The sequence below is a fragment of the Photobacterium sp. OFAV2-7 genome, from assembly GCF_022347985.1.
Classification (GTDB): domain Bacteria; phylum Pseudomonadota; class Gammaproteobacteria; order Enterobacterales; family Vibrionaceae; genus Photobacterium.
The window spans coordinates 1-25,769 of record NZ_JAKRFQ010000014.1 but is presented as its reverse complement, the minus strand read 5'-3'; the positions used below and the strand labels follow the sequence as shown (position 1 = coordinate 25,769).

Sequence of the window (25,769 nt, the reverse complement as noted above, 5' to 3'; positions counted from 1 at the left end):
GCGTTGGGTATGACTTACGGTTTACGACGTTACAAGAGTTTCGACAGCTTTGGTCCCCTCATCTTTCTGCTGCTTACATGAAGGAGCTGGAAAAAGATATAGGGAAAAAAGGATCAAAATCTCGTGAGCGGGAGCTGATAAATGCCGGGATCACCATAACTTTCGATAAAGCGTGGGCAGTGTTTACTAAAGAGACTTTGTCTAAGCATTATGATAAGACACTAAAAATATATCCTTCACTGAGTCGTCTACCTGATTTATGTCGTTCTGTGTTGGTTAGTTTGGTTTTTAATCGCGGTAATAGCTTAGCATCAGACAGTAGTGATGATCGTCGCCGGGAAATGCGGGTTATTCGTGATATTTTGGCTAAGGCTGATGATAATGCTCTTCCTCGGGAAGATCGAAAAGCAACCCTTACAAAGGTTGAGAATGAGCTGATCTCCATGCAACGTTTATGGCCTCCTCGTACGGGGGTATATAAGCGGCGACAGAACGAAGCCAATTTATGGCGTAAAGGTCTACAAGATTGGCGATAGCGGCGGAGTTTATAGCATTTTTTGTTTAAAGTTTCATTTATGTCGTTTACTCCATGTGTATTACAAATGTAGTACATTTTATGGTGTGTGGTGACAAGTGTTCCGAGTTGGTTATAATAAAGGATATTTATTTACGTTAAGTATCTAGTATGAAAGAAGTACTATCTGACTTTGATGTGGCTGAGTATTTGGACAGTGAGGAAGTGATCCGGCTGTACCTTGATGAGGCAATGGTTACTGAACATCCTGAGTACATTGCCCATTCGAAGAAAAAAGCAGCTATGGCTAGAAAAAAGCTTTTAGAAAATAGCGTTTTATATCCTGCAAGTCATAATGAGAAAGTTAATTCTGCAGGCAGTTGTTAGTAAGTTGGTTCATGAGGTGGCTTTGCTTTTGGTGCTATGGATTATACCTTCACAGCCTATATCCCCTCCCCCAGGTCGTTCCCTGAACGGTATGGCGATCCTAATTTAACATTCCCTAAATGAATTCCCGCCATTGTAAACTCTGAACCTAAGATGAGTAATTTAGCCTCTGACCTTATTTATTATTCTCACAACAATACTTATTGATAAATAATATTGGTTTCATATTTAAACCGATTAGGATTATTATTGCTGAATTGGGAGAGCATACACAGAATAACCGAAATTATGTGTCTACCATGAATCCTTTCAAGGAGGATGTGTAGAAGAAAAAAGAGTTGCTTTATTTATTTGCGGCGGTTGCCAGTTTGTCCTGGTCGGTTGTAATGATCCCAAGACCACCAGCCAGTTGAAAGAGCGTGATGGCCTGAGTTATGAAATCAACAGCCAGACTTCGTTTACCGGCTTTCTGGTCGAAAATTACGACAACGGCAATCCCAAGAAACGCGCCAGATATGCCGACGCTATACTGCACGGCTCTTACGAAACCTGGTTTAATGACGGCCAGCGGGAGATCGTGACCAATTACAACAAACAACAGCTCGATGGCGATCACACAATAACGTATCCAACCGTTTTTCGTATCTGCTTCCCGCTAACCCGGGAAGAACCTTTTTTAATGGTCAGCTTTGGTCGTCACTTAGGTCAAAACCAGTACGTGCTTAAGCAACTGGCAATTGGTGGCCTATTGCATGATGTGGGGAAGACTCAGGTAAAAATTGAAGTACTGAATAAGCCCGCCCGCTTGAACGCAGACGAATTTGATCACAGGAAATTACACCAGGTGCTGTCTAAGCCCATTTTAGACAGCATTCCGGGTCTGACTGAAATGAGCCGCCAGGTCAGTCTTCTCCATCACGAGATGCTTAATGGTAGCGGCTACCCCTGAGGGGTGGCTGGCGATGATATTTCGTTAGTCGGCCGAAAGAGCGCGATTGTTGATATCTACGATGCCCTAACGGCAACCCGATGCTACAAAGAATCGATGAGTCCCGCTGCGGCATTTAAAATTCTCAAGACAATGGCTCCTCACCAGTTAGACAGTGACCTGCTCAATGCATTCATTCGATATATAAGTATCTACCCGGTGGGTTCTCTCGTAGCGCTTTCTGATGGGCGTGCTGGAATAGTGTGGGAAACCAGTGAAACGTCGCTTCTACGGCCTGTTGTCAAATGCTTCTATTCACTTAAACGCAGGCACTATATAGAAGTCAATGTCGTCAACCTTGCCGAAGACCAATCGCTCACAATCGAACGGGGATTAAGCCCGGGAAAGGAAAATATAGACCCTTCACCCTATAGGTAGCACAACCTGAAGCTAGGGAGCCGAACGCTATATATTGGCAGGTAGTATTCGGTATCCTTGCACAGACTTTGAAAGTCATTTTTGCCCCAAAATGTGTTGAGTTAACTCATCACAGCCATTACTTGCTCTAATGATATGTCTTTTTAGGAGCTGGCAACAGCTTGAAGCCATATTAAATTACTATTATATGATAAGTTAAACAACATCGGTCAGAGTGGAAAACGAACTACTTTGCAGAGGATCCCTTCTAGGTAATGTAAACCTGGAGGGGTAAATGAAAAAGTTAAAACAACAGTATCGAAGCCGTATTCAACGTCATAGTCGATATGGTTACTACTGGGAGGTCTATCCAAGCATTCGTAGTAGTACTCACAAGCACTTTTCAACAAGGCAAGAGAAGTCCTTCACCTAATTGAGTGTAAAGGGTATCCAGTTAAGCTCAGAGCTGCGAGAGGGAGAGCGCTAGCAAACCCTTGGGATGACTACCCATCCTATGTGTATGACATAGCCAAGAGCTGGAAGCATAACTCTAAACGGCGTAAGCAATACTACAAATAAGTTAAACAGAGCCCTTTATTGTGAGGGCTTTGTATTTTCAATTGGATAGATTGGCATTCAATGTATCATGTATCATGTTTCATTTTATAATGCGGCCTATTTTGATCGGGTGCTCTATGTTGGTTTTGCCCAAAATAATTTACGAGCTTCCCTAATTTTCATTACTAAAATGATGAAGTATTCAATGATAGGAAATGAATAAACGATGAAGGTCTACTTGGACGACGAGCGAGAAACACCAGAAGACTGGTGTAGAGTCTATTGGCCTGAAGAGGCGATAGCCCTGTTAGAACAAGGTTGTGTTACGCTAATCAGCCTTGATCATGACTTAGGCGATGATGAACATGGTACTGGCTATGACGTTGTGTTGTGGATAGAAGAAGCGGTAGCTGTCCGAGGGTTTCAACCACCAGAAATTCGTGTTCACAGTGCCAACTCATCTGCAAGGAAGAAAATGGAGTTGGGGATCGCTAACATAAAACGTCTTTCATCATCCTGAGTAAATCTTTGCTGCCCCATTCTTATTTAGAATAAAAGCTCATCCACAAGCCGAGAAGATTACTTCTCTATACATTTTCTAATGTTTTTGCCCGTTCAATCTAACTAACAGACATCTATTAAATCAGTGGCTATTCACTTTTCATAGTTAGCATTCCCTGTAGAGGCTTTCATCTGCAATTGGTTGTTATCAGTGATAAAAAATATGCCTTCCTTGCCCCTTCTTAATACTTAATCAGAACTTTTAACATTATTCTTATTAAACAATGAGTTGTAAGATTCTAACTCTGGCCCTGTGCAAACTCCAAATCCATGTGGATAAGGTATTTTTCCGGTTGGAACGCACAAAGTCCGGAGGTCATATAGCTTCATGCTACTTTGTTCGACATAGCGTTCTCCAAAATAGCGTTCTCTAAAGCTCTTAGGTGGACGTGGCTGAAATTGGAACAGAACTATGAGTGGATTCTCTTGCTTGTGTAAATCTGCGCCGATCGTTGTCTCAACACTTCCCAAACCAGCTCGCAACCTGCGCTCTTTGAGTTTAGATAGCTTGTCAGAGAGTTTAGTATTAAAGTCGGTATAGTTTTGAGTTTTGTTTCCCCAAGAATCAGGTGGCTTTGCAATCGGTGCTGTCTTAGGTCTATATGCAGGCCTAGCTCTTGATTCTGCGGTGTTTAGAGCAAGTTGAATTTGGAACATAAAACCATTTTGTTCTGGTTTTACATCAATGTTCCACAATACAAATGAAGTAAAGGCATACGACGCTACAACTAACAATCTTTTCATAGTCAGCACTCCAAGTAGAGTTTGCATCGATCATGACTATAACATGCTCAATATGGGGTGTTAATGATAATTAGCTCGATTGTTAACTTTTACTGCAAGGTATTGACAGATAAAAAGCCCCGCTCAGGATAGGCTGATAACTTATTTGGGATCTGACTGCAGGAGTATAGAGTAAAAACCATGTTCATTAGCGAGTGAGTGCAAAGCTCTGTCTTATATGGCTTTAGATTTAAAAACATAACGTACACACTATGTATATTAGTGTGTACGTTTTTTTCTCAATAAATCTGATAGAGCACTGCTTTCTTAGAGTGTCTCTTGGAGGCAAAAGGGTGGAACTGAGTTTACCTGGTATCAGACCAAACTGGTCTAGCTCATTTATGCCTCATTGCTTGTTAGTGCTAAAACTCATTCACAGTCTGTTAATGCTGATTAGTGATACATTTTCTAATCTTTGCTCTCCTCAGCGAGACACAATCAAAAGTTAGCCAATGGCTGACTTTGTTATGGTGTATAGAACGGATGTTATGTTCAATTCGAACATTGAGAATCTACTTAACTTAATCCACATTGTTATGTGCGAAACCAATAGCTTCACTGAATATTACTCTTTAACAAACACTTACAACTCTGAAGTGTATGAGAAACAAGTCCTGTTCAGCTGGGTAGATCTTACGAAGTATCCACTTGAGAACAAACACAAATGGAAGGTTTTCAGCTTTTGCATGCGTTCGATTTAACTCACTCAATTTCACCGATTCAATGCTCAAAATTTTTATCTGGCACATCTTACGACCATCTTCGTGAGTACAGGCATCTAAAACCTGACCAACAGAGAAATGACTATCTGACTTATCACGAATCGTCGCAGTCTTTTTACCGGTTAATATTTGACTTTCCAATCGTTGGAAAAACGTCATACAACTACTCATTGATTACACCTGATTTCTATTGAAATGTCCTAAGCACATAACGCATTGTTAAGTTGCAGCTAACAGCGACCACACTCAAACAAAGCCACCTCAATTACTAAAATCAACCAAATGTTGACTTGAGCAATTTGTGAAATTACAACAGTTTGTAGAAGTACACCGTTGCTTCTAACTCACCTGTTGAGCTACGAGCAAACTGTGGTATTTGACCAGCTTCTGTATAACCAATTGAGCGGTACAACGTTGATGCTATATCACCAAGTCGAGTGTCCAGAACAAGCAACGACAAACCTACTTCAGATGCTGCACTTTCCACCATGGACATCAAGCGTTTACTCACCCCTTTACCTCGACTATCGGTGTGAACCATAAGCTTTTCGACTTCACCACGGTGTAAGCCATTTTGTTTGGAGCAAATAGATAATTGGACAGCACCAACGACTTTGTCGCTATCAAATGCGAGGAATATCTTTCGAAAACCTGAGCCTAATTCTGCTTCGACAGACTTCCAATATGACTCAATTTCTACGTTATCGACAGGTGCTAAAAAACCAACCGAGGCTCCGTTTTGAATGCAATCAACAAGCAGCCCATGTAGAGGTTGCTCCATTCCTAAAATTGTACTGACTTCCTTTATTTCCACTGTTCTTTCCTTGTAATTTATTGCCTGCAATAAGGTGTGCCACACTGAACGATTAGTACCAAAACTGCCGAATCTAAAGCATCACCTTGATTGCTTGTGAACGTAGTTTGTTAAACGTATTATCTTGCGCGCTACATTTTGCCGGTTGACCACATATGTAGCTGCACTATTATCAACCGGATTGTCACATATGAGCATTGAGTCGAGGCCAAAGCCATTTGCACCAAATATATCAGCAACTTCACTATCACCTACCATCAACACCGTTGACTTAGATGAATTATGACAGGAGAGAGCGGCAAGAAAAGCCTCGTTGCTTGGTTTTCTATACCCAATTTCCGATGACCAAACTACATGATCAAATAACTTCGATAGACCTCTCATACCCAGATCATTTTCAAACTCTGCTGTTTCGCCTGTAACATTTGATAGCAGCACAAGTTGTGTACCTTGATATTTGAGCTTTTGAAGTAGAGGTACTGTGTAACTATACAACTCACCTGAAGATAGAAAGTGCCTTAGATGATCCAGCCCAACTTGTTTATCAAACTCCACACCATACTTTTCAAAAGCATCTTTCCATACATCCAACCAATGCGGTTGAAGGGCTTGTTCTGGAACATATAATCTTTGAATTTGTTCTTCGATTTCTTTGCCTATAACTCCGGCCATACTATGAACAAATACAGCTTCAAGAGACTTAACCAAACAACCCATTTTGCATAGAGTGTTTCCATAATCGAATACAACGGTTGAGTACATAGTTCCCTCTACGTTTAACCCCTGAAATAATGTGCCCCATGCAAAACCAACAAAGTGCACCGAACCTCATACCAAAACCGCCGAGTGTAACGGGTCTCCTTGATTGCTTGGTTATGTGGCTGAACTATTTAAAAGTTTGATTGAACGATTATGAAAAAAAGCATCGACTTCTAGTATAGATATACTTCCTGAGCTTAACTTGTAATCTATATAAGCCATACTTTCTATATCAATTTTTTGAAATGCAGCTATTACAAAGCTCGAAGAAAAACCATGCGCGACAATTATTGCGTCACCATCTTCATCCATAATGGAATTAACAAACTCAATAACTCTTGTTGCTAGCTCCCTCAGAGACTCTGCGCCTTCGCAAATTCTATGATCTAGACGATTACCCTTAGAAGGTGGAAATTTAATTTTTTGGCCATGCTCGTTTTGAGGTAACCCTTCGTTACTCCCAAATGACATCTCCCTTAACCTAGGGTCGAGAACAATTTGAGACTCGTTTCCAGAACATATGATTTGAGCTGTTTGGTAAGCTCGGTTTAGATCTGACGAGTATGTTTTTAGCTTACTTGGTTTGAATCCAAACTCTTTAACTCTGTCCCTTAATAGTGCTGCTTGAGATCTTCCATCCTCAGTTAAGTTTGAGTTGTACCAACCACCAACTAATTTATCAATTGAGTGGGTGGCTTCTGTATGCGTAACTAAGCATATTCTCTTCATTGGTACTCCTTAACTCATAAGCCACATAACATTGCATTCAACGAACTCCGTTCGAATATCACTCTATGCTACCAGACACCCACAAGTAGAAATTACAAAATCGGTGCGTTAAGTGCCAATCATGGTAAATCAGTTAGTTAGCTCACAAAATTCGCATTATTCGACGTCAGAAGCCCATTGGAGTTTCATCCTTAAATAGAGTTGTAAGTTAATGACATAATCAGAGCAGGGAAGCCTTTCTCATTTCAAGCAAATCATCTTATGAACACAGTGTTTCTATACATTAAGTTATCTGAATATACTGAATTAGAGTAAAAGCATTAACACGAAAATGTCCAGAAACGTGTTATAAGGCCCAGTTTTTGTGTGTGATCACCAAGCGATTCTGTCGTACGCTAACTACCTAGGGGGCAAAGTACCCTATTGGTCATTGCAGTATTTATTACAATCAACTGCTAAACAAAGTTTACATAATATAAATATAATCAATAGATTACTTCCTTATTGTGCAATATATTCTCAATCTGAAGATCGGCAGAGATGAAATTACCTCGTTAGTTTTCCAAGACTAAGAATGGCAGTTTGAATAGTTGGCGCTTGATACCAATCTGTGACTAGACCTTCGATAATAGACAATTCTGCCCCTAGGCTGCACTACCGCTTGGAATTGCAGCCTTTAAACTTAAATATCTCTTGAATGACTACCCGAGTGGTCAAGTCGTCTTGGCTCATGTTTTCGTAACAACCATTCTTGTCGTCGCGCTGTATGCGATTCTGAGCGACTGGAAAGTGAATACTGCATCTGAGTCGAGAACAATCGTTCGGGGCGCGCTGCGTGCGATTCTGCGCGTCTCTGCGTCTGTTTTAGCGCTAACTTGATCAAGTGATGTTTCAGTTAGTACTAAGTAAACGTGGAAATAGCAAAAAATCGAGACAATTGTTTGATTTTTAAGACATCCGTGGCATTTTGCCGCCGCTCGATGCTGACGAGTGTTTCACTGACAGCATTATTCCCCTGTCATGCGGGCGTCGCATGACGAACCGGTACTGGCTATTTCTGCACCGCAGGCTGATTGCGATTAAGGCGATTTCACTGTCAAATGATGTTAAAATAGTCGTTTGTCTGTGAAAGTTCGAATGAAATGAAGTTTATCTCTATATTTTTTAGTGCCTTACTGCTTATCGGCTGCTCGGCGGGTGAAATCCAGTCCAACACCGACCACCTGTCCCCCTATGCACCGCTTAACGCCAGTGACACCGGCATCCATTCGATCGCCTACCTGGATGAAGGTGCCGATTTGGTTCGTGATGCAAGGCGGGAAGATGCCTTCAAGAAGATGTTCGACTATTGCGACGGGCGCTATGTGCTATTGGACGAACAGGGCCAGGTTGTCGGCGGTAACCAGACCATCCACCAGGAAACGTTGGACGGCTATATCTCGACCACCCTATCCAGCCGCTACCGGACATTCTATTTCAAATGTGCAGATAACTAAGCCGAGGGGTAAAGGGATTTATCGCAATCTGCCCCAGGGACCTTTATCGTCTGTCACGACGCCGATGCAGCCAGACCTGGACGTAGCCGCTTTGCGGCGTGTCGCCGAAGTCGGCCAGGTTGTCGGCCACGGCGTATTTCAGCCAGCTGTAGGCCTCCTGCTCGGTCAGCTGGCTCCAGTGGGTCCGTTTCATGCAGTCTCCTTCAGCAGATGGCGTTGACCCGGCGGATCAGCGCTTCGCAGGCCTCGGTATAGGTCGGAAACTGGCCGTAGCTGTCGCCGTCGATGTACAGCTCGACATGCAGCTGGCCGTCTTTTACCCCGCAGGGCAGGATCGCCACGCTGGCGGTCATATTGTCGATGGCCACGGCGTTGGCCTCGGTATGGAACGGTTGGTCATTCATCGGGATCTGTCCTCCTTCAGTACACGCTGCTCCAGCCGGTAGATATCCTGCCACTCGGCCCCGCAGTCCGGGCAGAACATCGGCTGATAGGCACGGTCGTCCTTGACCGTCAAGCCGCCGCCCTCGGTCTGGTGGTTACGGCAGCAAGGGCAGCCCTGACCCATCGGGATAATATCCAGCATCATTTCTCTCCGTAGGGATTGGCCACGTTGGCATACCAGATCCCGTGTTTCTTGTAGCCGACGACAGCCCGGTGAGCCGTCAGGTAGTCGTTAATCACCCCGCGGCTGATATTGAACTGGTACATCAAGCAGAACAGATCGCGGTGCATCGGCAGGTTGTCCTCCTGGCGGAAGTCGTCAACGGTCATCACCTTGAGCGGGGCCGGCCCGTCCGGTTTGTCATTGATGGCGGCCACCAGCTTGTCGAGGAATGTTCGGTGTTCAGGACTCATCATGCTTCTCCAGTTCGCAGTTGCGGACCGCGATGATACGGCTGTCAACGGCATAGCCGAACCCGTCCAGGGCCACCAGCCGCAGGGCCCTGGACGGACCTGGGCGGACCGCTGGTTAAAGTACGCAATCGCTTCCTCGGCGGTTCTGGCCTCGAAGTAGCTGTCCTTCATCGCATAGGCATGGGTCCAGTCGTAGCGGGTGCCGTCCGAGGCCTTGAGCCTCGGCGGGATGTTCTTGGCGTAGCGCTCGATATGGTAGGTGGTTGTCATGCGGTCTCCAGGGCGTTGATTAGCAACTCGGCCACAGACTCGGTCGATACAGTGGCCACCCAGTCTTCGCTTTCATCCTCGGTACCGGCATCTGTGATGCTATACACGGTCCAGTTCTCGTCATCGGGACGATAGTCGTAGGATTTATCCATCGATCACCTCTCGTTGCGTTGTCACAGCTGTTAAGTCTCTAGAGTAGAACGAGAATGCAGGCGTCTCGACAATGCCACTTCGTTGTCTGAACAGCATACCAAGGCTGCCTGACTGATTGCCGAGACAGTGATCGGCCACTTTGGTGGCCATGACACCAACAAGCCCTAGATGATATATGATTTAAGGTAATTTTGAGGGAAATGCGATACCCATCCTTAACAACTGGCCGGCTCCAACGTACAATACCTGCTTTCTTTGCCTGGTACCGACCATGTCCGATTTGCCTCTCCTGACACCGCACGACACGCCCGCGATGGCGCTGCATCACCTGGTTGACGACGACCGGCTGGACACGGTGCAGACAGCGTTCGCGACCCGGGTGGCCACCGCCTACAACCGGATGTTCGCCGACTGCCTGGCGCTGGTCGACGACCAGGACGCGATCGTCGACTACGAGCTGGCGGAAACCGAGAAGATCAAACTGGTGGTCCACGGCGATCTCGGCGACAACGACAAGCAGGATATCTACCACACCTTCCGGGTGATCACCGGCCGCTGCGGGGCCCAGGTCGGGGCCGCGGTCAAAAGCAGCCAGTTTAGCCTGCTCACCGCCTACCTGCTCGACCAGCGTGACGGCGTCGGCCGCGACATTACCCCGGCGGTGGCCCATGCCCTGTCCCGGGTGGTGCTGCCGCGCGGCCTGTCGAAGACCCACCTGATGAAGGTCTTCGGCCAGCCGGGCCGGACGGCGGCCGACAAGTCGGCGCTCAACTTCAATCCCGAGGATGCCCGGGCCTACTGGCCGCCGGGGATCTCGCCGATGGCCGACAGCATGGCCGAGATCGTCGCCCAGATGCAGCTCTACTCGTCCCGGGTCCGCGCCGATCTGGCCGGACAGTGGATTGCGCAGTGGGAACAGCGCCGCCGCCGACGCAAGGCCGAGTAGGGCCAACCGCCAAGGTACCTTACTGGATATATGATTTAAGGAGAAAACCTTTCGCCTTTATACCTAGATTATTTTACTTCACTGTCTTAATAATAAAGCATGAGAATACTTATATTTAATTACGCTTGTATAGTCAAAACGAAAATAATTTTGACTATTGCTTATTATTGACGAATAACGGGTGTAACTAACAAGCATTCCAAAAATTTTGTTTTTAATTAGTTATTTATGTTTTCAACTTAAAATTAAAGGTGAAGATATGAACAAGCGAATTCTGATTAAAACTGCTGCTATGATGGCAATAGGATGCTTCAGTATTACCTCAGCCTCTGCCTCGGGAGAATGGCCATTTCCTTTTAATGTTGAACTAGAAGGAGGGCCGGATATTTTGCAGACAGGCGATGATATCAAAGACTTTAAGCTGGAGCCTCTCGCTAGCGATGACCTAAAAGTCAACCTAATCTACACTCATACCGGTCCAGGTACTTGGCGGATCTCAGCAAAGTGGGGCACAAGTAAGTCATCAGAACGGAAAGTTCAGGCGCCTGAAGGGTATGAATATTGTCGCGCTGTAACCCATCAAAGGGGCAACAAAGGCGGATTATCCGTTCGCGTTCATACTGCACGCTCAGTAACATTTAGACTTTATACTCGAGGCGGAACCTTCTATGACCGATGGACAGGTTGGCAGGAAGGTTGGTACGACATAACTTGGATTTCTGATAATGCCAACAAAACTCATCGTGATGCACATTCGTGTGTCTGATTTGTAATTATAATTCCCTGTCATGCTTGGAGACCTCTGAATTCAGGTATGACAGGGTAATAATTACTGCCGCTGTTTTGTTTTCTGTTTTTTAAAAATCAGAACGGATGCGTGAAACGCGTTCCGATCTTTAAAGAGATCTTACTTAACTATAACGATCTCGATCTATATATTTTAGATCTTCACACTTGATCTTAGGGAGGTAGTAAGATCTTGATTTATATCGACTACTACCCCCTAACTAACCACACAACAAGGTATAGAACCGCCTTAACTGACCACACGGTGAGGTACAGAACCCCGGTTACTGACCACATGATGAGGTATAACTCTCGCCCGGGCCGTTTTAACTGACCACCAGATAAGGTATAACTCTACCCCTAACTAACCACATCATGATGCATGGCAACCCCTTGGAAAAATACGAATTACTCCTCAAGGAAGACACCGCGGAGCTTGAACGCTACCGTTACAACGCCGCGCTCGACGCCAAGGAGAACATCTTCCGCGTCAGCAACGAGGTGATCAAGGGGCTGATCGCGATGAACGGGCCGTCGTGGCGGATGTTCGAGGCGATTGCCAGGCATATCGACCTCTACCCGCTGCGGATCAAGGCCGACGACGAGTTCATTGCCGCCTTCAACCAGGGCAAGCGCTACATCCCGTCCGAGTACCGCACCGTGACCCTGGCCGCCGCCGACTACGTCGACGTCTACCAGCTCTCCAACAACACCGGCCGCAAGCAGTTCGTCCGCGATGCCATCTCGCTGTACGAGGAGAGCGTCGAGCTGTTCCAGGGCGACTCGCTCAAGGTGTCGCGGCCGATCAACGAGATCGAGTTCCACCTCGAGCGCCGAGCCAAGGGCGCCAAGAGCACCGAGGAGGTGGTGGCGCTGGCCGACATGAAGGGCGACAAGCCGGTCGCGACCCAGGCGGCCCGGATCACCTTCGAGCTCAACGAGAAGCTGGCGCTGGCGATGCTGTTCGTGGTCAAGAACTTCACCCGGCTGGACAACAACATCAAGTCGCACCTCAGCCCGGTGGCCAACAAGCTGTATACCTACCTCAAGATGACGATGGACAGCCAGCGGCCGGTCCGCGAGCAGCACATCCTGTCCTGGGACCTGGCGACCTGGAACCGTTTCCTCAATACCAACTATGCCTCGATCACCCGGCTCAAGGACCGCTTCAACCTCCATACCCAGATCACCGACAAGACCGACCTGACGCTGATCGCCGATATCGACCGCGAGCAGAAGACGGGCCGGGCCTATACCCACTTCTACGTGATGTGGATGAAGACCCCGACCCACGAGCTGATCGAGCAGGGCAAGCCCGTCGAGAAGCCGAGCCGCAAGCGCCTGCCGCCAAGGCCGCGGGTGGTGGCCGGCAGCCATGCCGAGGGCGAGTGGGCCAAGAAGTGCCTGGCCATCCTCAAGGACTTCGAGGACAGGCTCAATGCCTTGGGCCGGATCCTGCCTAAGGCCGACCGCGACAAGCGCGACCGCTACAACAAGATCCTCGGTCGCAGCTAACTGACCACACGGTGCGGTATACCTCCCTGCCGCGCCATTGTCCCTGAACTGACCGCACGATGCGGTATACCCCGGGCGGTTTTGCCACCAACTGACCACACCGTGTGGTATAACCCGAAAGCCCTGCTTACCCAACTGACCGCAGAATGAGGTATAGATTGCCGCCGGGCGACGGTGGCCACGCGAACTGACCACATGATGCGGTATAACCTGAAAGCTTACTGACCTAACTGACGACAGGATGAGGTATAGTTTGAATACCTTCACCGTGTGGCCGATCGTCGGGATCCGAACGAACTGACCACACTGTGAGGTATAGTTTGAAAGCCGTCATAGTATGCTCTGTTTGCAGAATTCGCGTAAGTGGAACGGGAGATGATACATATATAAATCGCGATATTGTGTTAAACTCATTGAAACTATTCGCTGTTTTACGTCATTGATTTCGAATGACTCAATTTCGTCTAGCAGTTCTAAGTAAAATGCAGCCACAAGTTCGAAGTGAGATACTCTTTTAGACATAAGGTTTGACAAGTCATTTTCATCATTAAAGTCTTTAAAGTTATTGAAGCCTTTAAAAAACTCTCGATATTGGAGAAAGTCTTTAGAGTCCTCGAGTAGTCGCTCTAAAAATACAAGATCGTCATTAAACCTAAAGCATACATTCCTCATCGAATCGCATTTATTCTTAATAATGTGTCCTCTTTTTCCCCCTGATTCCTGAACCTCTTTCAAACCTTCAGCTATCTGACAAACGTGTTCAGCAGCACTGTATCTAAACTCGTGACTCATTGGCTCAACACCTTCTGTCAGCGAATTATTCGGGTATAGCAATTTATACATCGCCAGCTTGTCGAGTTTAGGATGTTTATTATCTACGAAAAGGCGCTCAAATTTGACCAGTATTGCCGTCTCGACGAAATCAATATGGGTACAGAAATGTTCAAAGTGGGCCAAGTACAGTTTTGTTTTGTTGTCCTGCTGAGTGTTTTCTATCTGCCTGGCGGTCTGATTGGTCCCGTGCAACCGGCCGACCAGTATCCCAAGCGGGATGGCCAGCGAGCTGATGCCGATCGGCAGCTTGCTGATGATCAGGAACGTCTGGTAGGCCTCGCTGGTGAACGCTAGTCGGTAGTCGAGCCACACCGGGATACCCAGTCCGAGCGCAATACCGATCGGTGCCAGGATCGCCAGCCAGAACAGCGGCTGATGACCGAGCCCCTTGCGCGGGTCGAGCGAGAGATAGGTAACTATTTTCCTCATGCGTCAGTTCCAATTTTCTGCCTAAATCCAATTGGTTAAGCATACCATGCCGCGAACTGACCACACGATGATGTATAACAAGAAACCAACTGACCACATGATGCGGTATAGGGCCAACCTGACGCAGTGACCACGACAATCGTCAAGGTGATAAGGAATTTCAGGGAGTTACGGCTGACTGACCGGGCCGCTTCGCCAAGGTCACATGGAATATCAGCAAGTTACGCCTGACTGGCCGGGCTGTCCCAGTGCCAAGGTCGCATGGGTTTTCAATGGCTTGCCTGCAGGCTGCCCCTGTTCAGGCGGGCAACTGACCACATGATGCGGTATAGCGCCGACCTGCTGCGCCTGCCCCGCCCCGACGGGCAACTGACCACATGGTGCGGTATAACTCAGCGGCTACAGAAAATACGCCAAAGTGCCAAACAGCAGCAGGTAGAAGCTGGTGACCAAGGCCATCGCCAGGCCGGGTTTGGTGGTGTCGAAGAAGCGGAATATTCCACAGGCACGCAAGGTGTAATAACTCAGGGCATGAAGCCACAACCAAAGCGAGGTGGTGAAGCTGGTAGCCAGTGAGTTAACAAACTCTATATTATCCGTATGCATAGGTAAGCCTAATACGGCTCTTATTTCAACTGGGATAAGAGCCAATACAACGCTTTGTATAATGTCAATAGTCATATTCACTGGGCCATAATCTTCGAAAGGTACTAATTTGGTCAATGACAGAAAACAAGTTCCTATTAAAATGCCTAATGACCAAATCAGTATCGTCATCACCGCATCGACGATTAGCTTAACCTGGAGCGACCACGCGCTTTTCAGCACCAACCGGGTTTCCCACAATGACAGATAGTCTCCCAAGGCATTGTATGCTAACCCAACAATCAATAAAAACAGCACTCCTAGATTTGCGTCTGGCATGAATACTATTGTTAACATTGCTAAGGTTAATACCGAGATGACCGTGGACAAGATGACGCATCGCCAACTCCAGTGGCGCTGGCCGAAGGCCAGTTCCAGGTGGTTATTGAAGTCCATCAGCCATAGCTGGTAAGCCTTCGGGGATTTAGCAACCTCCTGGGCTTTGTTCAGCCCGGCGGTCATTTGCTCTTTCAGTTCTTTGGCCAAACAATCATCGGCCAGTTTGCCAGCGCCTATCAGAGCGGCGACCAGGGTGAACAGGCCGGTGAACCACACCGTGGCGGCCGGGTCGATGGAGGTTATGAAATCGAGCAAGATATTACCCATGCCCATAAGTGTAGTCACCCTGCCCAGAGAGCAAGACGATCATAGATTCTTGTCTTTTTTATTGTATATATGATCAGTATTTTCTCGCCAACGGCAGCCAGACGCGCTACCATGACCGGATATAGTCAACCCAAGGAGCCTGCCATGTTCCGGCCACCAAGCGAGGGATACGAGGACCCGCCGATGGGCGACACCCTCCACGAGTACATGATACGCAAGCCCGGCGTGACCCTGCTGGCGCTGCTCGATGCCCCCTACCCGCCCCTGCACCTGGAGCCCGGCGACCTGGTGGTGCTCGAGAAAGGCCGCGCCCTGCATGACAAGTGCCATGCCTTCGTCGATCTCGACGGGGAGCGCTTCTTGTGCCAGTTGTTCTATGAGCACGGCAAATGGCGCGCCAAGGCAGGCGTGCGCAACGGCCACGTCAGGCCGGAAATGGAGATTGTCGGGGGTAATGACCCGCTTCGCCAAGAACCAGCTGACGGACTTATAGGCAAAAAAAACGGGAGTTGGCTGGCGACCACTCCCTCTTCGATTGGTAGAGCTTAACAACTCTGATAGGACGTACTCGCATGGATTTAAGTACGTACTTAAACATTACTCGATCATTTTTCCGTTAACAAGCGACTTTGCTCACAGGTTATGGGCCGATTGATTCTGTCTGTGGCTCATCGCGTACCAGCATTGTGGTTAAGTTAGATTTTCTTGCAAGTTACCTCAACTTTACATTTATCACCATCTTCAACTGAAACGCTCTCTAACAGTTCACATTGGCTGCCAATTTCTTTGAAATTACACTCTGTCTTGCCGGTTATAGAGGTCACCGCGCAGGAGTGCAAACTTGTGCCATCTGGACACGGCACCATACGTGGGTAACCTGTCGGATCATTATTGAACTCGACTGGTTTCACGGTTACGAAATCACTACTACAGGCCTTAATGATAAAAGCGCTTGCCACCATCGCAATCACAGTGGCAACAATGTTCATCGTCCATTTCATCTTCTTGCCGTTGCCGGATTTCTTCTCTGATTCTGACATTGTGGGAATTCCTGGATGGTTTAGTTTTCAATCACCGAATTTATCGAGCACATTTCGAAGTCATTGGGGTGAAAGTATATCGTGCGGATCTGAACCCCATTGCGTTTCTTGACGATAAAGTTTTTGCCGTCGATGCTGCCGAAACAATCCAACTGAATACTAACCGTTTTCCCAACATTCAAATTCAGAAGACTTGCTATTCCACCGTCGAAACTGGTATGCGGAAAGACACGCAACCTGAAAACCGCTTTGCCGTTTTTAATTTTTACTGTAATCAACTCCTTCGAGCCAAGTTCATCGCGAAATACCACGGTCCCGGTAAAGTTGTTCTCCAGCAGTATCGGCAGCGTTTCCGGCTCCGGCTTGGGGTGGCTGTGCTTGCCGTTCGCGCCGGCCTGAAGCTGGGTGGACAGGGCTAGTAACACGATGAGGGGAAGCTTTGAAATGGACATAAGCGTACCTATTGTTGATACCTAGAGTTGCGTGCCTAGTGTGAGTACCTATATTTGCGTGCTGAATTATAGGTATATCTAGGCACCCCTGAGTCTTACTGCTGAGACCGACGTCGTTACAGCTCGTCCGAAATCAGCCATGGCGTGGTCCCCCACCACCGTTCGGTGTCGAGGTAAACCCGTTTGGACCGTACCTGGTCCTCATCGTCGCCGTACTTCGCAACCGCGGTCAGGATAATCGAGTTGCTGGTGACGGTGATCATCGAATACTCGGTCCCGGCCGGCTCGTGGGCCTCGAGCCTCTTATAAGCTATTAATAATCATGTTTCCTTGCCACAACTGTTAGTAACTTCCCTCACCTTGATTACGAGGCGTTTTGTCTCCTCTGGTATGGTAGAAAAGTCGGCTTCTGCTGTATTTTTGTACCTAAAGAGCACTTGGTAGTTAACGCACGGCCAGTTAGGTTAGGAACTCTTCGCGTTACGAGTGTGCGTTTCAATGATTGTTTTCGGTTCACTTATTCCTATGCCTTGTCAGGTCGCAAAACCATTATGTAAAGCATTTGCAGGAACCAGCTAAGCATGGGGTTCCTGATGATTGTGCTCTATATGATGATGTTGCTGTTTACCTCAATGGCGTTGTGGCCTAAGACCTGACAGGTTCCGTCTAACATATGCTAAATGCTCGGTGTTGCAACCGAACACTTTTATTCTTCGCGAACCCTACGGCAGTATTTAAGTTCGTATACACGGCATGAACTTGCCTCTCCGTCAGCCTGTTAGCTAACTAACGGGAATTTATCTGGTCAGTACTTCAGTTAGCTAGTTATCCAGCTATCCATCTATCCAGCCAGTTATCCAGTTATCCAGTTATCCAGTTATCCAGCTAATTAACGAGAATTTATCTGGTCAGTACGCAAGTTAGCAAGTTAGCAAGTTGTCCAGTTAGCTAGCAAGATAGCAAGATAGCAAGTTGTTCGCTGCAGGGGGAGATGTAGAGAGTCAGTTAGGCAATGGGGGGATGCCCGCATTCAAGTTAGAATATCGGGCACTAAGTTATATTCAGCTTTGAGCTTGAGGTGGTTAATTATCTAATCTTAGAAAGGTAGCCGTAGGCGGGTAAGGTTTACTTAGTCACAACCTTTTATTTTTTCTGCAGCGTGTAGCTAGCAGCTCTTGGTATCTTTTGGCTGATGGGTGTCCTGTCTTGGCGGTATATTCTACGACTCTCTTTAGATCAGAAATCGTGAAGTTAAACTGCTTATTGAATTTCAGGGAAGCACTTTCATAGTCCATTAATCGCTTCAGGTTCTCTCGCATCCAGTACCCTTCCTCGGAGGAGCCGGCCTGTACCTGAGGCCGACGTTTGAGGCGAGGACGTTGTGGCTTGGAAAAATGTCTTTTCTCATCAATAACATACCGAAAGTTGACTTTTCTGTAGCTTCGTCCTGTTCTTTTTGGCTCCCAGAGTACAGATAAATCAGTGTTGTTGTTGATTTTTTCAACCGCAGGAGTCAGGACATACTCTTTGAAGTCACCCCAGCGCTCATACTTACCGCTTAGGCCTGATTGTTTTTTCATCCATTCAATGTCCAGCTCAACACAGGTTTCCGTGTTATTTTTCCGGCTATTCAAGTTCTTTGCTTTTATCAGCCATTGATAGAGCCGGAAAGAGAAGCGGGTGTTTAGCTTGGTGAGATTATCGAAGCTAATGATGGTAAAACGTTCTTTTAGATCAAATAGATATGGCGTTATTTCTGGTGAAAACTTTAGTGTTACGGCTGCCCCTTCGCGTGAATCAACATGATAGCTATTTTTGGTCAGCCATGCATATTCCTCTGTCTTGCCACCCTCGGACATAACAATAGGCTTGCGCATAATACTTTTCACTGCCTTCTTGAGGTTGGCGTGAACAAAGTCAGGATTTAAGTTGAATGCCTGAGCGAACTCCCGGGGGGATATTTTTATTTCACCAGGATTTTCCTTCCGGCTATCAACTTTAGTTGCAGCCAGTCCTATTAACCTCATTTCATCAATGCTTAACGTATAAGCGGCTTCGACTAAATCATTGCTATGAACAACGGTAAGTGCACTATCTTTCATAATATATACAGCAACGAAACAAAACACCCTGTAGGTTAAGTCCATTTTTGAGCAAAAATCAATCAGAAAAGTTCTCGTCAATAACCAGAAATGTTCTCGTCGATTATCAGAAAAGCTCTCGTCAATTATCAGATATCGTCTCGTTACGAACCAGATATCTTCTCGTTAGTAATGGAGAGATTCTGTTTTTAAATCAAATCATTAACCACACCCTAAAGATAAAAGAGTAAAGATAAAAGATTAAAATAAGATCAAAGAACTTCGTATTTTTTAATGCTTGTTATTTTTCAGCTATTTCCCGGTACATTCGTCTATCGGCGAGCATCAGGAGGCGAGTGGAATACACTCGAACGAACATCAACTGAGCAGCAAGTCTCCCGGGTACGGTTGTTATTGCCTGACCTACTGCAGGTTATCGGCTGACATGGCTGAAAAATACTTCATCGCAACAACTGGCTTTCTTTTCGTGATTAAAAACAATCGTTTATTATTGCCACTATGAGATTAACCGATTGATTTTTAATAATTTAAAAATTGAGAACGACGTTTTATTGTCCTACCTTTACACAATACCGGAGCCTGAAAGCTCAATATGCGTCAGCTCCCGGCAGCACCAGCATAGAACTCATAAAACAAGAAGGGAGCTGAGATAGCTCGTACCTGTATTCGTTCTGACGGAGAGATAAGCGTATGGAGTGCGATGCACTACCGATAGGGGAAAACTGTACAACGACGCGACTGAGAGACCAGATAACAACGGCCGATTTATTTGTGAAAGGGCAGGTGAAATGGAGCCGAGACAAGGCGAGAGAAGAGAGGGATAAGCGGGAGATTTGTAAAAAATCCCTTGCCGAGCTGAACAAACCCCAGACCCGTCTCGGCCTAGCGCTGGCAAGGCTTTGGCTGGGCTCCGAACCTGGTGAGTTCGCCGAATTACTGGGTTCTCTAGTTATCTCCTGCCGTCATACCGTCTACTGCTTGCGCGATGTCCGCATGCAATTGGCGGGGTGGGGAAAACTGTCGCCGTATGCGAAGGCGATGTTCGAGGCCGCCGCAATCAAGACGCCGGGGAACCGGCTGCACTTTGTCACGGTGATGTTCACTGATGACGTTTACGCCAAGCTGCTGGGAAAGGCGCGGCCGCGGACGTGGGTGGCGGCTCGCCTCCGGGATGCGTTTAAGACAATTATTCCGTCAGGCGATTTTGAGTTTGTCCTGGGCCTGGAAACGACGGACAAAGGCATTTGGCACGGCCATGCCATTGTCGCGTGCGGCCCGGAGATCTCCAGGGAGCAAATCAGCAAGGCCGCAAAGCGTGCGGGCGGCAAGGGATGGAAAAAAGGCCGGGGATACCGCCAGGTTGATATCCAGTCCGTCCCCAATGGGGTCGAAGCCATGAAGGTCTGCAATTACTTTCTAAAGGAAAGTCACGATCTCCACATCACCCAGTCGGTGACACGGCGGGCCAGGAAGTTGCACGAAAAGTGCCGCCATACGTTGTCGCGGGCCGTAGCCAGGACGCGGCGGCCGAAGCTGGACCATATCTGGCCTCTCGGGCGGAAATGGGCTGGCAACAAGACAGGTACGCCGGGGAACGACCTGGGCAACTTGACCTTAGTGCCGCTGCATTGCGCCTGTATCGCCCGCTAAGAAGCAAAGGCGTCAACCTAGCATATTGGTGTCAATTTTTGGCTTTAGCGCAGCAGGGCGGCTTACAGGTGCCTTAGGACAGCTTTGGAAGTGGTCGAGAGGTCGGTGATACCGGGAGTCGCTATCGCCTAATCCCGGACAGTCAATTTTCAGCTGGCGGATAATAGTGCGACGATGGAATGCTCGCTGTCCCGTCCCGTCGGTCCAACCAACCGGCGTGCTTCAGGCTGCTGTCTCCTTCCCCTTTCCCTCCGGCTTGCCAGGCCGATCTGGAAAAGAGCATGGGAGCGGTGCTGTCTGGAGGGGGCAACTTCTGTGCAGGGGCGAGAGCCTTCTGCTGAGCTGCGCGCAGCGAATGCCGGGCACGAAAGAGGAGCCGGGCTTCGTGACTTTTAGTTTTTTTCCGGCCTGCCGGCGGTATTGCTGGCCCTTTACCGTGTGGTCACTTGGTCGGAGTCGCCGCATCTGGCAACGGTCTGTCGGAGTGGGGGCGGCAGGCCCTAGTGGGCTGGTTGGCCGGTATAATCGCTTTTCGCATCTCTCATAAGCCTCGGATAGGAGGGGGGATGGTGTGAACCTGGACTATGTTCTCCAGCTGCCTGTGCTGCCTCTCCGGGCTGGGCTTGGGCTTCGACGGGTACCGAGACGCCGGGGGACGAGGTCGCTGCGGAGGGTAGGGCCGGAAGTCCTAGGTGTGGTATAAGTGGTGTCATGATACTGAGGGAATGTCTACCGTGGCGGCGGGCGCCCTTATAGTAAGGGCCAACCAGGGCGCCATCGAGAATGCCCGATCAAGACCTCCTCGGTATTATTTTCAGTAGGCTATGCCTTGGTTCACTGGGGTTAGGAATGGTGAGCGAGTGAAATGGTTATAAAGTCAGGTGTAACGGACTGGTGTTAGATGAAGACAAAATTAATATCGCGCAATAAACGTCGGTTGAGCGCTTTGCTGCGTGAGGGAAAGAAACATGGTTTCTCACTGAGGGCGTATGTCGAGATGATCAGGACCACAGGAGATCCGGGGGGGTACCATAGGGCAGCCAGGCGAAATATGGTTGAACTGGATTGGACGACAGCGGAGCATGTCGGGGTCTTTCTTTCTGTCCGGATGCGCAGAAGCAATACCAAGAAATTATTGCCTATGTATCATGCGTTTACTCGTAAGGATGAGGTCCCTGAGGAATATCAATATTTATGGCCAAACGAATCTGATGACTCCAGTCCAGGTTAGCTTCTCAGCCCTGAACGTTGACTCAATCATGTTGCTGAGTGCTACCTAAACGCTAACTCAGTGTTACTGCCGCACGCCTTTTTAGCTTTTGGGTTTTAGCCGTCCTAATACACTATGACTGTATTGGTTTTATTTGAATGCAGTCAATTTATTGTACATCTGAAAACTATGTAAGCGTACCAAAGTTGTGGTCCTGTTGGATAAAGATGACAACCTCACAAAGACGATTGATGTGATTTCATATCAACACTTTACTTTCTCTTGTGTATTACAAATGTAATACACAAGCAAGTCCCAGTCAGCTTGTATCATGTTCTCTGTCATTGATATGTGCCCAGCTATATGCTGAAAAGTGAGCCAAGCTAACGGTTGTGCTGATGAGCGTATCCGGCGAATATGAATAATAGGGCGTTCAACACTGTGTAGAGCAGTGAATCGGGCTATAGCAATGACGGCTACTCGGCGATTTTATGTCTGAATGTATTACAAATGTAATACGTTGGTGCTTAATAGAGTTTAGATCTATTCCTAAAAACCAAAATGTTTTACGAGTGTAAAGTAAGGTCTAAGTTAGATCATTTTTGTATGGATTGTTAGTAAGCTATTTCACCAATAGTCATTATTTTTAGCCCGCAGATGCCTGTCTGTGAGGTTGCTCCTGAAAAGCTCAGAGTAATGAAAGTTGAGGGATATGGTAAGTAAATTGGTAACTAGCAGTCTCATTTATTTGATTCTTAAGTGGTGGCTATTCAGCAGTCGCTTTCAGTGCCATTTCTCATATCTAAACTCAGTTTTTCCAGTATTGTTTCACTACACTGCAAACGGTAAGGAATTTGGTCTTGATGATGTATAAGGAAAACTCTGAAAAGTATACTTGGTGGACGAGTAAACGGAGGCTGGGCTGGTCCACTGCAAGACGGGTGGCTGCGCCACCCCTGAGGCGAGGGTGGCACCTAGCTAGCCTCGCCTCAGCGTTGCTACTGGCTGGTAAATCTGACTCCATAACCTGAAGCTGATGTCGCCACGTTCGCCGATAGAAGCCTCTGTGAAAAAATAGACTCGATTAGGGGAAAAGAGGGTCTTTCGAGCTTCTATATCTTTTGCTGACCAGCCATACCTTTCGGCGTATTCTAATAGTCGTATCCACAACCTCTGGCCAAATTAAATCCGGACCTGGTGGAAAATTATATCTGACCCAATCTTCAAATTCTTCATTCGTGGCCTTGTGCGTGCCAGACTCAACTCCATAAATTCTCGCTAGGCGCTTTTGGGTATCAGTATATCTTACACACTATTTTTCTATGGTGCCGTCATTATTCTCGATAGTGATAGGAATACAATCACTATCAACCTCTTTAACCTCTGCATGAGCAGCTGTCAGCAGCAGACTACAGACCATAGCGATTCGAAGGTTCATGCTCTGCCTCCAGTTATGATTTGCAAATTCTACTTAATACGGCGCAGTTGGTCTGGCGAAGCTGCCCAATACGAGTCGTTATAGAAGAAATATATCCAACCGTCATAGTTACTAATCAGGGTCTTGTGCTCCAAAATATCGTCCTTTGACCAACCTTGACCTTTTGCGATATGCAACATCGTCACAACTGAAACTTTCTCCCACGATGGTTCAAGACTTTCTGAAAAGTCTTTCAGCCCATCTTCTGATTTGTTTCCACCGCCACCGAGAGACCGCGAATTATTACTCGTTCTGGTATCTGGTTTTTTCTCAGCAGGCTGGTACTCGACACACCATCTTGTCGAGGTACCGTCATCGTATTCAATGACAATAGGGACGCAATTCCAATCAACCTCTGCGTTAGCAGTTGCCAGCAGCAAAAAAACACTGAGAAGAGTGATAATACTATTCATGATTTGCCTCATGTTATGGGTTGTTGCTTAGAAATGCCCGTCCTAGGCACAACGCAAGCTTACGTTGCTGTTGATCGACAGTCAGTGTCGCCCAATCCGGTATCGTCTCTAACTTGGTCTCACATTGTTGCCGTACAAAGTCTGCGAATTCATTAATGATTTGCTGTTCAGAAGGCGGAGTCTCTCCGGCAACCGCGGTCGAGGTGATTGTTATCGTTTTGTATTCGTTGGGAATAAGGCCACCGCCAGCTGCCAGTAGTGCTCCGGCCAAAAAGACACACAGACCTACCGAGCCCGTCTTGAGGTTAAAAGTTATCCATGTCCCCTCGCCTGATACGTCAATACCCTTGTCCTCAACTCCCAGTATGATGAAGGCCACCCCGATAGATATCATGACGAACCCGATATGAATCACGACGGTCTTGAGTAGCTGTTTGTTGATAAACGTCTGGCTGTTCTGATTCTCAAGAAAGACGGCCGCAAACAGCTCATAGTCACGGTCGGACTTCAATGTTCCACTAACGGTGGAATAATCGGTCAGTAACTGTTTTGATATGCCGTTGCTTTGCAACAAGTTATCAGCAACCCGGTTAGCTAATAGGAAAGCGTTGACAATGATCACGCAGGGCAGAACCACCCCGAAAACAATACTCAAGACGACCAGTGAGCCCCGGTGCCAGCCGGGTTTATTCTTGGGAGAATTTTCGCTAGTCATGCGTGCTCCTGTGTTCAGTGTTGTACATGTCTGTACTTACTGTAAGAGAACCCTGACAAAGCTGCATAATTTTTAAGCTTCAATAACGCGATAAAAAAGCAACTAAAAAGAAAAGTAGATGGCTGCGCCACCCCTGGGGCGAGGGCGGCACCTGAGTGGCCTTCTATTCCACAGCGCGATAACGAAGAGGTGCTGTCTACCTCATGATATTTCGAGGTTTGTCTTCATCTACAGTTTCAGCCATTTCAGAGGGGCCTTCAGAACTCGGGAAAGCATCAAGATGAACTACCCTCGGGTATTCCGCTTCTTCTGGTGGTAACGTAATTATATTTTTCAATTTTTCAATTTCAGCCTTCAGCTCTCTACGTTTTTCAGGCGTTAATTCAGACGGTGACCTTGACAGTTGTTGCTCCAAAGTTGCTATCATGAACGTACGATAGAAATCACGCTTATTCCTACTCATATCAATTACATCTACCAAATCTAACCCGTATCGAGTTTCGGCATCACGAAACGGGGACTCAAACCACTTTTCCCACCGAATAATTGATTCTTTAGATGTTTTTGGAGAAGAAGGAGCAGGCCAGTAGCTAAAATGACTGTAGTTACTATGCGTATCACCGCTGAGATTGTCCTTGTGGTAGCTATGCGTTCCCCCGCCGATAGTGCCCGTTGATGTGGTCGGCTCCTGCTTGCCTGCTTTCTTTTTCGGGGAGCTTAGTAAAGATTTACAGCCTACTTTCTTGCCTTCAGCTGAGACATCAATCCGCAAACAGTTAAGATCTATGGTGGCTGCCGAGACCGGTGCGGCCAGCAGGCTAATTAGTGCCAGATTGAGCTTATTCATCATGACCCCTCGCTGGTTGTCGGATGTCCCAAGAAGGCGCGACCCATACAAAGCTCCAATCGGTTCTGTTGCTCAGCGGGCGAGAGGGTTGCATACCCTTCAGTGGCTTCAATTTCTTTACGGCACATCCCTTCAATCGTGTTGGCTACCTCG

The 25,769-nt window shown here is 47.3% G+C and carries 32 protein-coding genes and 1 pseudogene; 11 read left to right on the top strand and 22 right to left on the bottom strand.

The window, feature by feature from the left end; all coding sequences use genetic code 11:
- The 4 genes and pseudogenes from MHN01_RS02985 to MHN01_RS02970 all read left to right on the top strand — a co-directional run.
- Nucleotides 1-536, top strand: a 536-nt coding sequence (locus MHN01_RS02985) for a hypothetical protein (protein ID WP_239409972.1), incomplete at its 5' end; no start/stop codon positions are given.
- Between the two features lie 149 nt (nucleotides 537-685).
- Nucleotides 686-901: a DNA-binding protein gene (locus MHN01_RS02980; RefSeq protein ID WP_239409971.1), complete on the top strand. Its 216-nt coding sequence runs from the start codon at nucleotides 686-688 to the stop codon at nucleotides 899-901.
- Nucleotides 902-1,580: 679 nt separating this feature from the next.
- Nucleotides 1,581-2,267 (top strand): annotated as a pseudogene (locus MHN01_RS24600) (HD-GYP domain-containing protein).
- A gap of 763 nt (nucleotides 2,268-3,030) precedes the next feature.
- The gene (locus MHN01_RS02970) at nucleotides 3,031-3,324 is read left to right on the top strand and encodes a cyclic-phosphate processing receiver domain-containing protein (protein ID WP_239409969.1); all 294 of its coding nucleotides are present in this window, start codon (nucleotides 3,031-3,033) and stop codon (nucleotides 3,322-3,324) included.
- 230 nt (nucleotides 3,325-3,554) lie between these two features.
- On the opposite strand, the gene MHN01_RS02965 is transcribed toward MHN01_RS02970, so the two are convergent.
- The 5 genes from MHN01_RS02965 to MHN01_RS02945 form a co-directional block, all read right to left on the bottom strand.
- Nucleotides 3,555-4,109, bottom strand: coding sequence for a hypothetical protein (locus MHN01_RS02965; protein WP_239409968.1), 555 nt, complete (start codon nucleotides 4,107-4,109; stop codon nucleotides 3,555-3,557).
- Between the two features lie 611 nt (nucleotides 4,110-4,720).
- On the bottom strand, nucleotides 4,721-5,029 hold the full coding sequence (gene yqfB, locus MHN01_RS02960) for a N(4)-acetylcytidine aminohydrolase (protein WP_239409967.1): 309 nt from the start codon (nucleotides 5,027-5,029) through the stop codon (nucleotides 4,721-4,723).
- A gap of 148 nt (nucleotides 5,030-5,177) precedes the next feature.
- Nucleotides 5,178-5,684, bottom strand: a complete 507-nt coding sequence (locus MHN01_RS02955; RefSeq protein ID WP_239409966.1) for a GNAT family N-acetyltransferase — start codon at nucleotides 5,682-5,684, stop codon at nucleotides 5,178-5,180.
- Between the two features lie 81 nt (nucleotides 5,685-5,765).
- The gene (locus tag MHN01_RS02950; RefSeq protein WP_239409965.1) at nucleotides 5,766-6,506 is read right to left on the bottom strand and encodes an HAD family hydrolase; all 741 of its coding nucleotides are present in this window, start codon (nucleotides 6,504-6,506) and stop codon (nucleotides 5,766-5,768) included.
- 51 nt (nucleotides 6,507-6,557) lie between these two features.
- On the bottom strand, nucleotides 6,558-7,172 hold the full coding sequence (locus MHN01_RS02945) for a histidine phosphatase family protein (RefSeq protein WP_239409963.1): 615 nt from the start codon (nucleotides 7,170-7,172) through the stop codon (nucleotides 6,558-6,560).
- Nucleotides 7,173-7,895: 723 nt separating this feature from the next.
- Between MHN01_RS02945 and MHN01_RS02940 the strand changes: the two genes are divergently transcribed.
- Together MHN01_RS02940 and MHN01_RS02935 are read left to right on the top strand one after the other, a co-directional pair.
- Nucleotides 7,896-8,051, top strand: a complete 156-nt coding sequence (locus MHN01_RS02940; protein ID WP_239409961.1) for a hypothetical protein — start codon at nucleotides 7,896-7,898, stop codon at nucleotides 8,049-8,051.
- A 263-nt stretch (nucleotides 8,052-8,314) separates the two neighbouring features.
- On the top strand, nucleotides 8,315-8,668 hold the full coding sequence (locus tag MHN01_RS02935; protein WP_239409960.1) for a hypothetical protein: 354 nt from the start codon (nucleotides 8,315-8,317) through the stop codon (nucleotides 8,666-8,668).
- Between the two features lie 43 nt (nucleotides 8,669-8,711).
- On the opposite strand, the gene MHN01_RS02930 is transcribed toward MHN01_RS02935, so the two are convergent.
- The 6 genes from MHN01_RS02930 to MHN01_RS02905 are packed head-to-tail and all read right to left on the bottom strand — an operon-like array spanning nucleotide 8,712 to nucleotide 10,099.
- Nucleotides 8,712-8,861 (bottom strand): hypothetical protein, encoded by a 150-nt coding sequence (locus tag MHN01_RS02930; protein ID WP_239409959.1) that lies wholly within the window; start codon nucleotides 8,859-8,861, stop codon nucleotides 8,712-8,714.
- 10 nt (nucleotides 8,862-8,871) lie between these two features.
- Nucleotides 8,872-9,072 carry a hypothetical protein gene (locus MHN01_RS02925; protein WP_239409957.1) on the bottom strand — a complete coding sequence of 67 codons (201 nt, stop codon included), beginning with the start codon at nucleotides 9,070-9,072 and terminating at the stop codon, nucleotides 8,872-8,874.
- Nucleotides 9,069-9,257, bottom strand: a complete 189-nt coding sequence (locus MHN01_RS02920; RefSeq protein ID WP_239409956.1) for a hypothetical protein — start codon at nucleotides 9,255-9,257, stop codon at nucleotides 9,069-9,071. The genes MHN01_RS02925 and MHN01_RS02920 overlap by 4 nt, the downstream gene beginning before the upstream one ends.
- Nucleotides 9,254-9,796 carry a hypothetical protein gene (locus MHN01_RS02915; RefSeq protein ID WP_239409954.1) on the bottom strand — a complete coding sequence of 181 codons (543 nt, stop codon included), beginning with the start codon at nucleotides 9,794-9,796 and terminating at the stop codon, nucleotides 9,254-9,256. The genes MHN01_RS02920 and MHN01_RS02915 overlap by 4 nt, the downstream gene beginning before the upstream one ends.
- Nucleotides 9,793-9,948 carry a hypothetical protein gene (locus MHN01_RS02910; protein WP_239409953.1) on the bottom strand — a complete coding sequence of 52 codons (156 nt, stop codon included), beginning with the start codon at nucleotides 9,946-9,948 and terminating at the stop codon, nucleotides 9,793-9,795. Before MHN01_RS02910 ends, MHN01_RS02915 begins: the two co-directional genes overlap by 4 nt.
- Entirely contained in the window at nucleotides 9,941-10,099 is a 159-nt protein-coding gene (locus tag MHN01_RS02905; protein ID WP_239409952.1) for a hypothetical protein, read from the bottom strand. Before MHN01_RS02905 ends, MHN01_RS02910 begins: the two co-directional genes overlap by 8 nt.
- 121 nt (nucleotides 10,100-10,220) lie before the next feature.
- Here MHN01_RS02905 and MHN01_RS02900 point away from each other — a divergent pair, with 121 nt between their 5' ends.
- The 3 genes from MHN01_RS02900 (at nucleotide 10,221) to MHN01_RS02890 (ending at nucleotide 13,196) form a co-directional block, all read left to right on the top strand.
- Nucleotides 10,221-10,895: a hypothetical protein gene (locus tag MHN01_RS02900; RefSeq protein WP_239409951.1), complete on the top strand. Its 675-nt coding sequence runs from the start codon at nucleotides 10,221-10,223 to the stop codon at nucleotides 10,893-10,895.
- A gap of 259 nt (nucleotides 10,896-11,154) precedes the next feature.
- Nucleotides 11,155-11,661, top strand: a complete 507-nt coding sequence (locus tag MHN01_RS02895; protein WP_239409950.1) for a hypothetical protein — start codon at nucleotides 11,155-11,157, stop codon at nucleotides 11,659-11,661.
- A 413-nt stretch (nucleotides 11,662-12,074) separates the two neighbouring features.
- Nucleotides 12,075-13,196, top strand: coding sequence for a RepB family plasmid replication initiator protein (locus tag MHN01_RS02890; protein WP_239409949.1), 1,122 nt, complete (start codon nucleotides 12,075-12,077; stop codon nucleotides 13,194-13,196).
- 330 nt (nucleotides 13,197-13,526) lie between these two features.
- Here the strand turns inward: MHN01_RS02890 and MHN01_RS02885 are convergent, their stop codons facing one another.
- The 3 genes from MHN01_RS02885 to MHN01_RS02875 form a co-directional block, all read right to left on the bottom strand.
- Nucleotides 13,527-14,459, bottom strand: a complete 933-nt coding sequence (locus tag MHN01_RS02885; RefSeq protein WP_239409946.1) for a hypothetical protein — start codon at nucleotides 14,457-14,459, stop codon at nucleotides 13,527-13,529.
- 213 nt (nucleotides 14,460-14,672) lie between these two features.
- A complete protein-coding gene (locus MHN01_RS02880; protein WP_239409945.1) occupies nucleotides 14,673-14,828 on the bottom strand; it encodes a hypothetical protein in 156 nt (51 codons plus the stop codon).
- Nucleotides 14,829-14,858: 30 nt separating this feature from the next.
- Entirely contained in the window at nucleotides 14,859-15,716 is an 858-nt protein-coding gene (locus MHN01_RS02875; RefSeq protein ID WP_239409943.1) for a hypothetical protein, read from the bottom strand.
- Between the two features lie 138 nt (nucleotides 15,717-15,854).
- Here MHN01_RS02875 and MHN01_RS02870 point away from each other — a divergent pair, with 138 nt between their 5' ends.
- Entirely contained in the window at nucleotides 15,855-16,259 is a 405-nt protein-coding gene (locus tag MHN01_RS02870) for a hypothetical protein (RefSeq protein WP_239409942.1), read from the top strand.
- A gap of 146 nt (nucleotides 16,260-16,405) precedes the next feature.
- Here the strand turns inward: MHN01_RS02870 and MHN01_RS02865 are convergent, their stop codons facing one another.
- The 4 genes from MHN01_RS02865 to MHN01_RS02850 form a co-directional block, all read right to left on the bottom strand.
- Complete coding sequence (locus MHN01_RS02865; protein WP_239409941.1) at nucleotides 16,406-16,750, bottom strand: hypothetical protein; 345 nt, start codon at nucleotides 16,748-16,750, stop codon at nucleotides 16,406-16,408.
- A 20-nt stretch (nucleotides 16,751-16,770) separates the two neighbouring features.
- Entirely contained in the window at nucleotides 16,771-17,202 is a 432-nt protein-coding gene (locus tag MHN01_RS02860; RefSeq protein WP_239409940.1) for a hypothetical protein, read from the bottom strand.
- 116 nt (nucleotides 17,203-17,318) lie between these two features.
- Nucleotides 17,319-17,465: a hypothetical protein gene (locus MHN01_RS02855; protein ID WP_239409939.1), complete on the bottom strand. Its 147-nt coding sequence runs from the start codon at nucleotides 17,463-17,465 to the stop codon at nucleotides 17,319-17,321.
- Nucleotides 17,466-18,335: 870 nt separating this feature from the next.
- Nucleotides 18,336-19,304, bottom strand: coding sequence for a replication initiation protein (locus tag MHN01_RS02850; RefSeq protein WP_239409937.1), 969 nt, complete (start codon nucleotides 19,302-19,304; stop codon nucleotides 18,336-18,338).
- Nucleotides 19,305-19,994: 690 nt separating this feature from the next.
- Between MHN01_RS02850 and MHN01_RS02845 the strand changes: the two genes are divergently transcribed.
- Nucleotides 19,995-20,954, top strand: a complete 960-nt coding sequence (locus MHN01_RS02845; RefSeq protein WP_239409936.1) for a hypothetical protein — start codon at nucleotides 19,995-19,997, stop codon at nucleotides 20,952-20,954.
- Nucleotides 20,955-23,476: 2,522 nt separating this feature from the next.
- Here the strand turns inward: MHN01_RS02845 and MHN01_RS24495 are convergent.
- From MHN01_RS24495 to MHN01_RS02830, 4 genes are all read right to left on the bottom strand, one after another.
- The gene (locus tag MHN01_RS24495) at nucleotides 23,477-23,602 is read right to left on the bottom strand and encodes a hypothetical protein (RefSeq protein WP_255724962.1); all 126 of its coding nucleotides are present in this window, start codon (nucleotides 23,600-23,602) and stop codon (nucleotides 23,477-23,479) included.
- Between the two features lie 29 nt (nucleotides 23,603-23,631).
- Nucleotides 23,632-24,054 (bottom strand): hypothetical protein, encoded by a 423-nt coding sequence (locus tag MHN01_RS02840; RefSeq protein ID WP_239409935.1) that lies wholly within the window; start codon nucleotides 24,052-24,054, stop codon nucleotides 23,632-23,634.
- A gap of 13 nt (nucleotides 24,055-24,067) precedes the next feature.
- Nucleotides 24,068-24,769 (bottom strand): hypothetical protein, encoded by a 702-nt coding sequence (locus MHN01_RS02835; RefSeq protein ID WP_239409934.1) that lies wholly within the window; start codon nucleotides 24,767-24,769, stop codon nucleotides 24,068-24,070.
- A gap of 196 nt (nucleotides 24,770-24,965) precedes the next feature.
- On the bottom strand, nucleotides 24,966-25,619 hold the full coding sequence (locus MHN01_RS02830) for a hypothetical protein (RefSeq protein ID WP_239409933.1): 654 nt from the start codon (nucleotides 25,617-25,619) through the stop codon (nucleotides 24,966-24,968).
- Nucleotides 25,620-25,769: the final 150 nt, after the last annotated feature.

Bases quoted from the DNA above. Each gene is read 5' to 3' on its own strand.
- MHN01_RS02980 (WP_239409971.1), top strand. From the start codon at position 686: ATGAAAGAAGTACTATCTGACTTTGATGTGGCTGAGTATTTGGACAGT.
- MHN01_RS02970 (WP_239409969.1), top strand. From the start codon at position 3,031: ATGAAGGTCTACTTGGACGACGAGCGAGAAACACCAGAAGACTGGTGT.
- MHN01_RS02965 (WP_239409968.1), bottom strand. From the start codon at position 4,109: ATGAAAAGATTGTTAGTTGTAGCGTCGTATGCCTTTACTTCATTTGTA.
- yqfB (WP_239409967.1), bottom strand. From the start codon at position 5,029: ATGACGTTTTTCCAACGATTGGAAAGTCAAATATTAACCGGTAAAAAG.
- MHN01_RS02945 (WP_239409963.1), bottom strand. From the start codon at position 7,172: ATGAAGAGAATATGCTTAGTTACGCATACAGAAGCCACCCACTCAATT.
- MHN01_RS02935 (WP_239409960.1), top strand. From the start codon at position 8,315: ATGAAGTTTATCTCTATATTTTTTAGTGCCTTACTGCTTATCGGCTGC.
- MHN01_RS02930 (WP_239409959.1), bottom strand. From the start codon at position 8,861: ATGAAACGGACCCACTGGAGCCAGCTGACCGAGCAGGAGGCCTACAGC.
- MHN01_RS02925 (WP_239409957.1), bottom strand. From the start codon at position 9,072: ATGAATGACCAACCGTTCCATACCGAGGCCAACGCCGTGGCCATCGAC.
- MHN01_RS02920 (WP_239409956.1), bottom strand. From the start codon at position 9,257: ATGATGCTGGATATTATCCCGATGGGTCAGGGCTGCCCTTGCTGCCGT.
- MHN01_RS02915 (WP_239409954.1), bottom strand. From the start codon at position 9,796: ATGACAACCACCTACCATATCGAGCGCTACGCCAAGAACATCCCGCCG.
- MHN01_RS02910 (WP_239409953.1), bottom strand. From the start codon at position 9,948: ATGGATAAATCCTACGACTATCGTCCCGATGACGAGAACTGGACCGTG.
- MHN01_RS02905 (WP_239409952.1), bottom strand. From the start codon at position 10,099: ATGGCCACCAAAGTGGCCGATCACTGTCTCGGCAATCAGTCAGGCAGC.
- MHN01_RS02900 (WP_239409951.1), top strand. From the start codon at position 10,221: ATGTCCGATTTGCCTCTCCTGACACCGCACGACACGCCCGCGATGGCG.
- MHN01_RS02895 (WP_239409950.1), top strand. From the start codon at position 11,155: ATGAACAAGCGAATTCTGATTAAAACTGCTGCTATGATGGCAATAGGA.
- MHN01_RS02885 (WP_239409946.1), bottom strand. From the start codon at position 14,459: ATGAGGAAAATAGTTACCTATCTCTCGCTCGACCCGCGCAAGGGGCTC.
- MHN01_RS02875 (WP_239409943.1), bottom strand. From the start codon at position 15,716: ATGGGCATGGGTAATATCTTGCTCGATTTCATAACCTCCATCGACCCG.
- MHN01_RS02870 (WP_239409942.1), top strand. From the start codon at position 15,855: ATGTTCCGGCCACCAAGCGAGGGATACGAGGACCCGCCGATGGGCGAC.
- MHN01_RS02865 (WP_239409941.1), bottom strand. From the start codon at position 16,750: ATGTCAGAATCAGAGAAGAAATCCGGCAACGGCAAGAAGATGAAATGG.
- MHN01_RS02860 (WP_239409940.1), bottom strand. From the start codon at position 17,202: ATGTCCATTTCAAAGCTTCCCCTCATCGTGTTACTAGCCCTGTCCACC.
- MHN01_RS02855 (WP_239409939.1), bottom strand. From the start codon at position 17,465: ATGATCACCGTCACCAGCAACTCGATTATCCTGACCGCGGTTGCGAAG.
- MHN01_RS02850 (WP_239409937.1), bottom strand. From the start codon at position 19,304: ATGAAAGATAGTGCACTTACCGTTGTTCATAGCAATGATTTAGTCGAA.
- MHN01_RS02845 (WP_239409936.1), top strand. From the start codon at position 19,995: ATGGAGTGCGATGCACTACCGATAGGGGAAAACTGTACAACGACGCGA.
- MHN01_RS24495 (WP_255724962.1), bottom strand. From the start codon at position 23,602: ATGAACCTTCGAATCGCTATGGTCTGTAGTCTGCTGCTGACAGCTGCT.
- MHN01_RS02840 (WP_239409935.1), bottom strand. From the start codon at position 24,054: ATGAATAGTATTATCACTCTTCTCAGTGTTTTTTTGCTGCTGGCAACT.
- MHN01_RS02835 (WP_239409934.1), bottom strand. From the start codon at position 24,769: ATGACTAGCGAAAATTCTCCCAAGAATAAACCCGGCTGGCACCGGGGC.
- MHN01_RS02830 (WP_239409933.1), bottom strand. From the start codon at position 25,619: ATGATGAATAAGCTCAATCTGGCACTAATTAGCCTGCTGGCCGCACCG.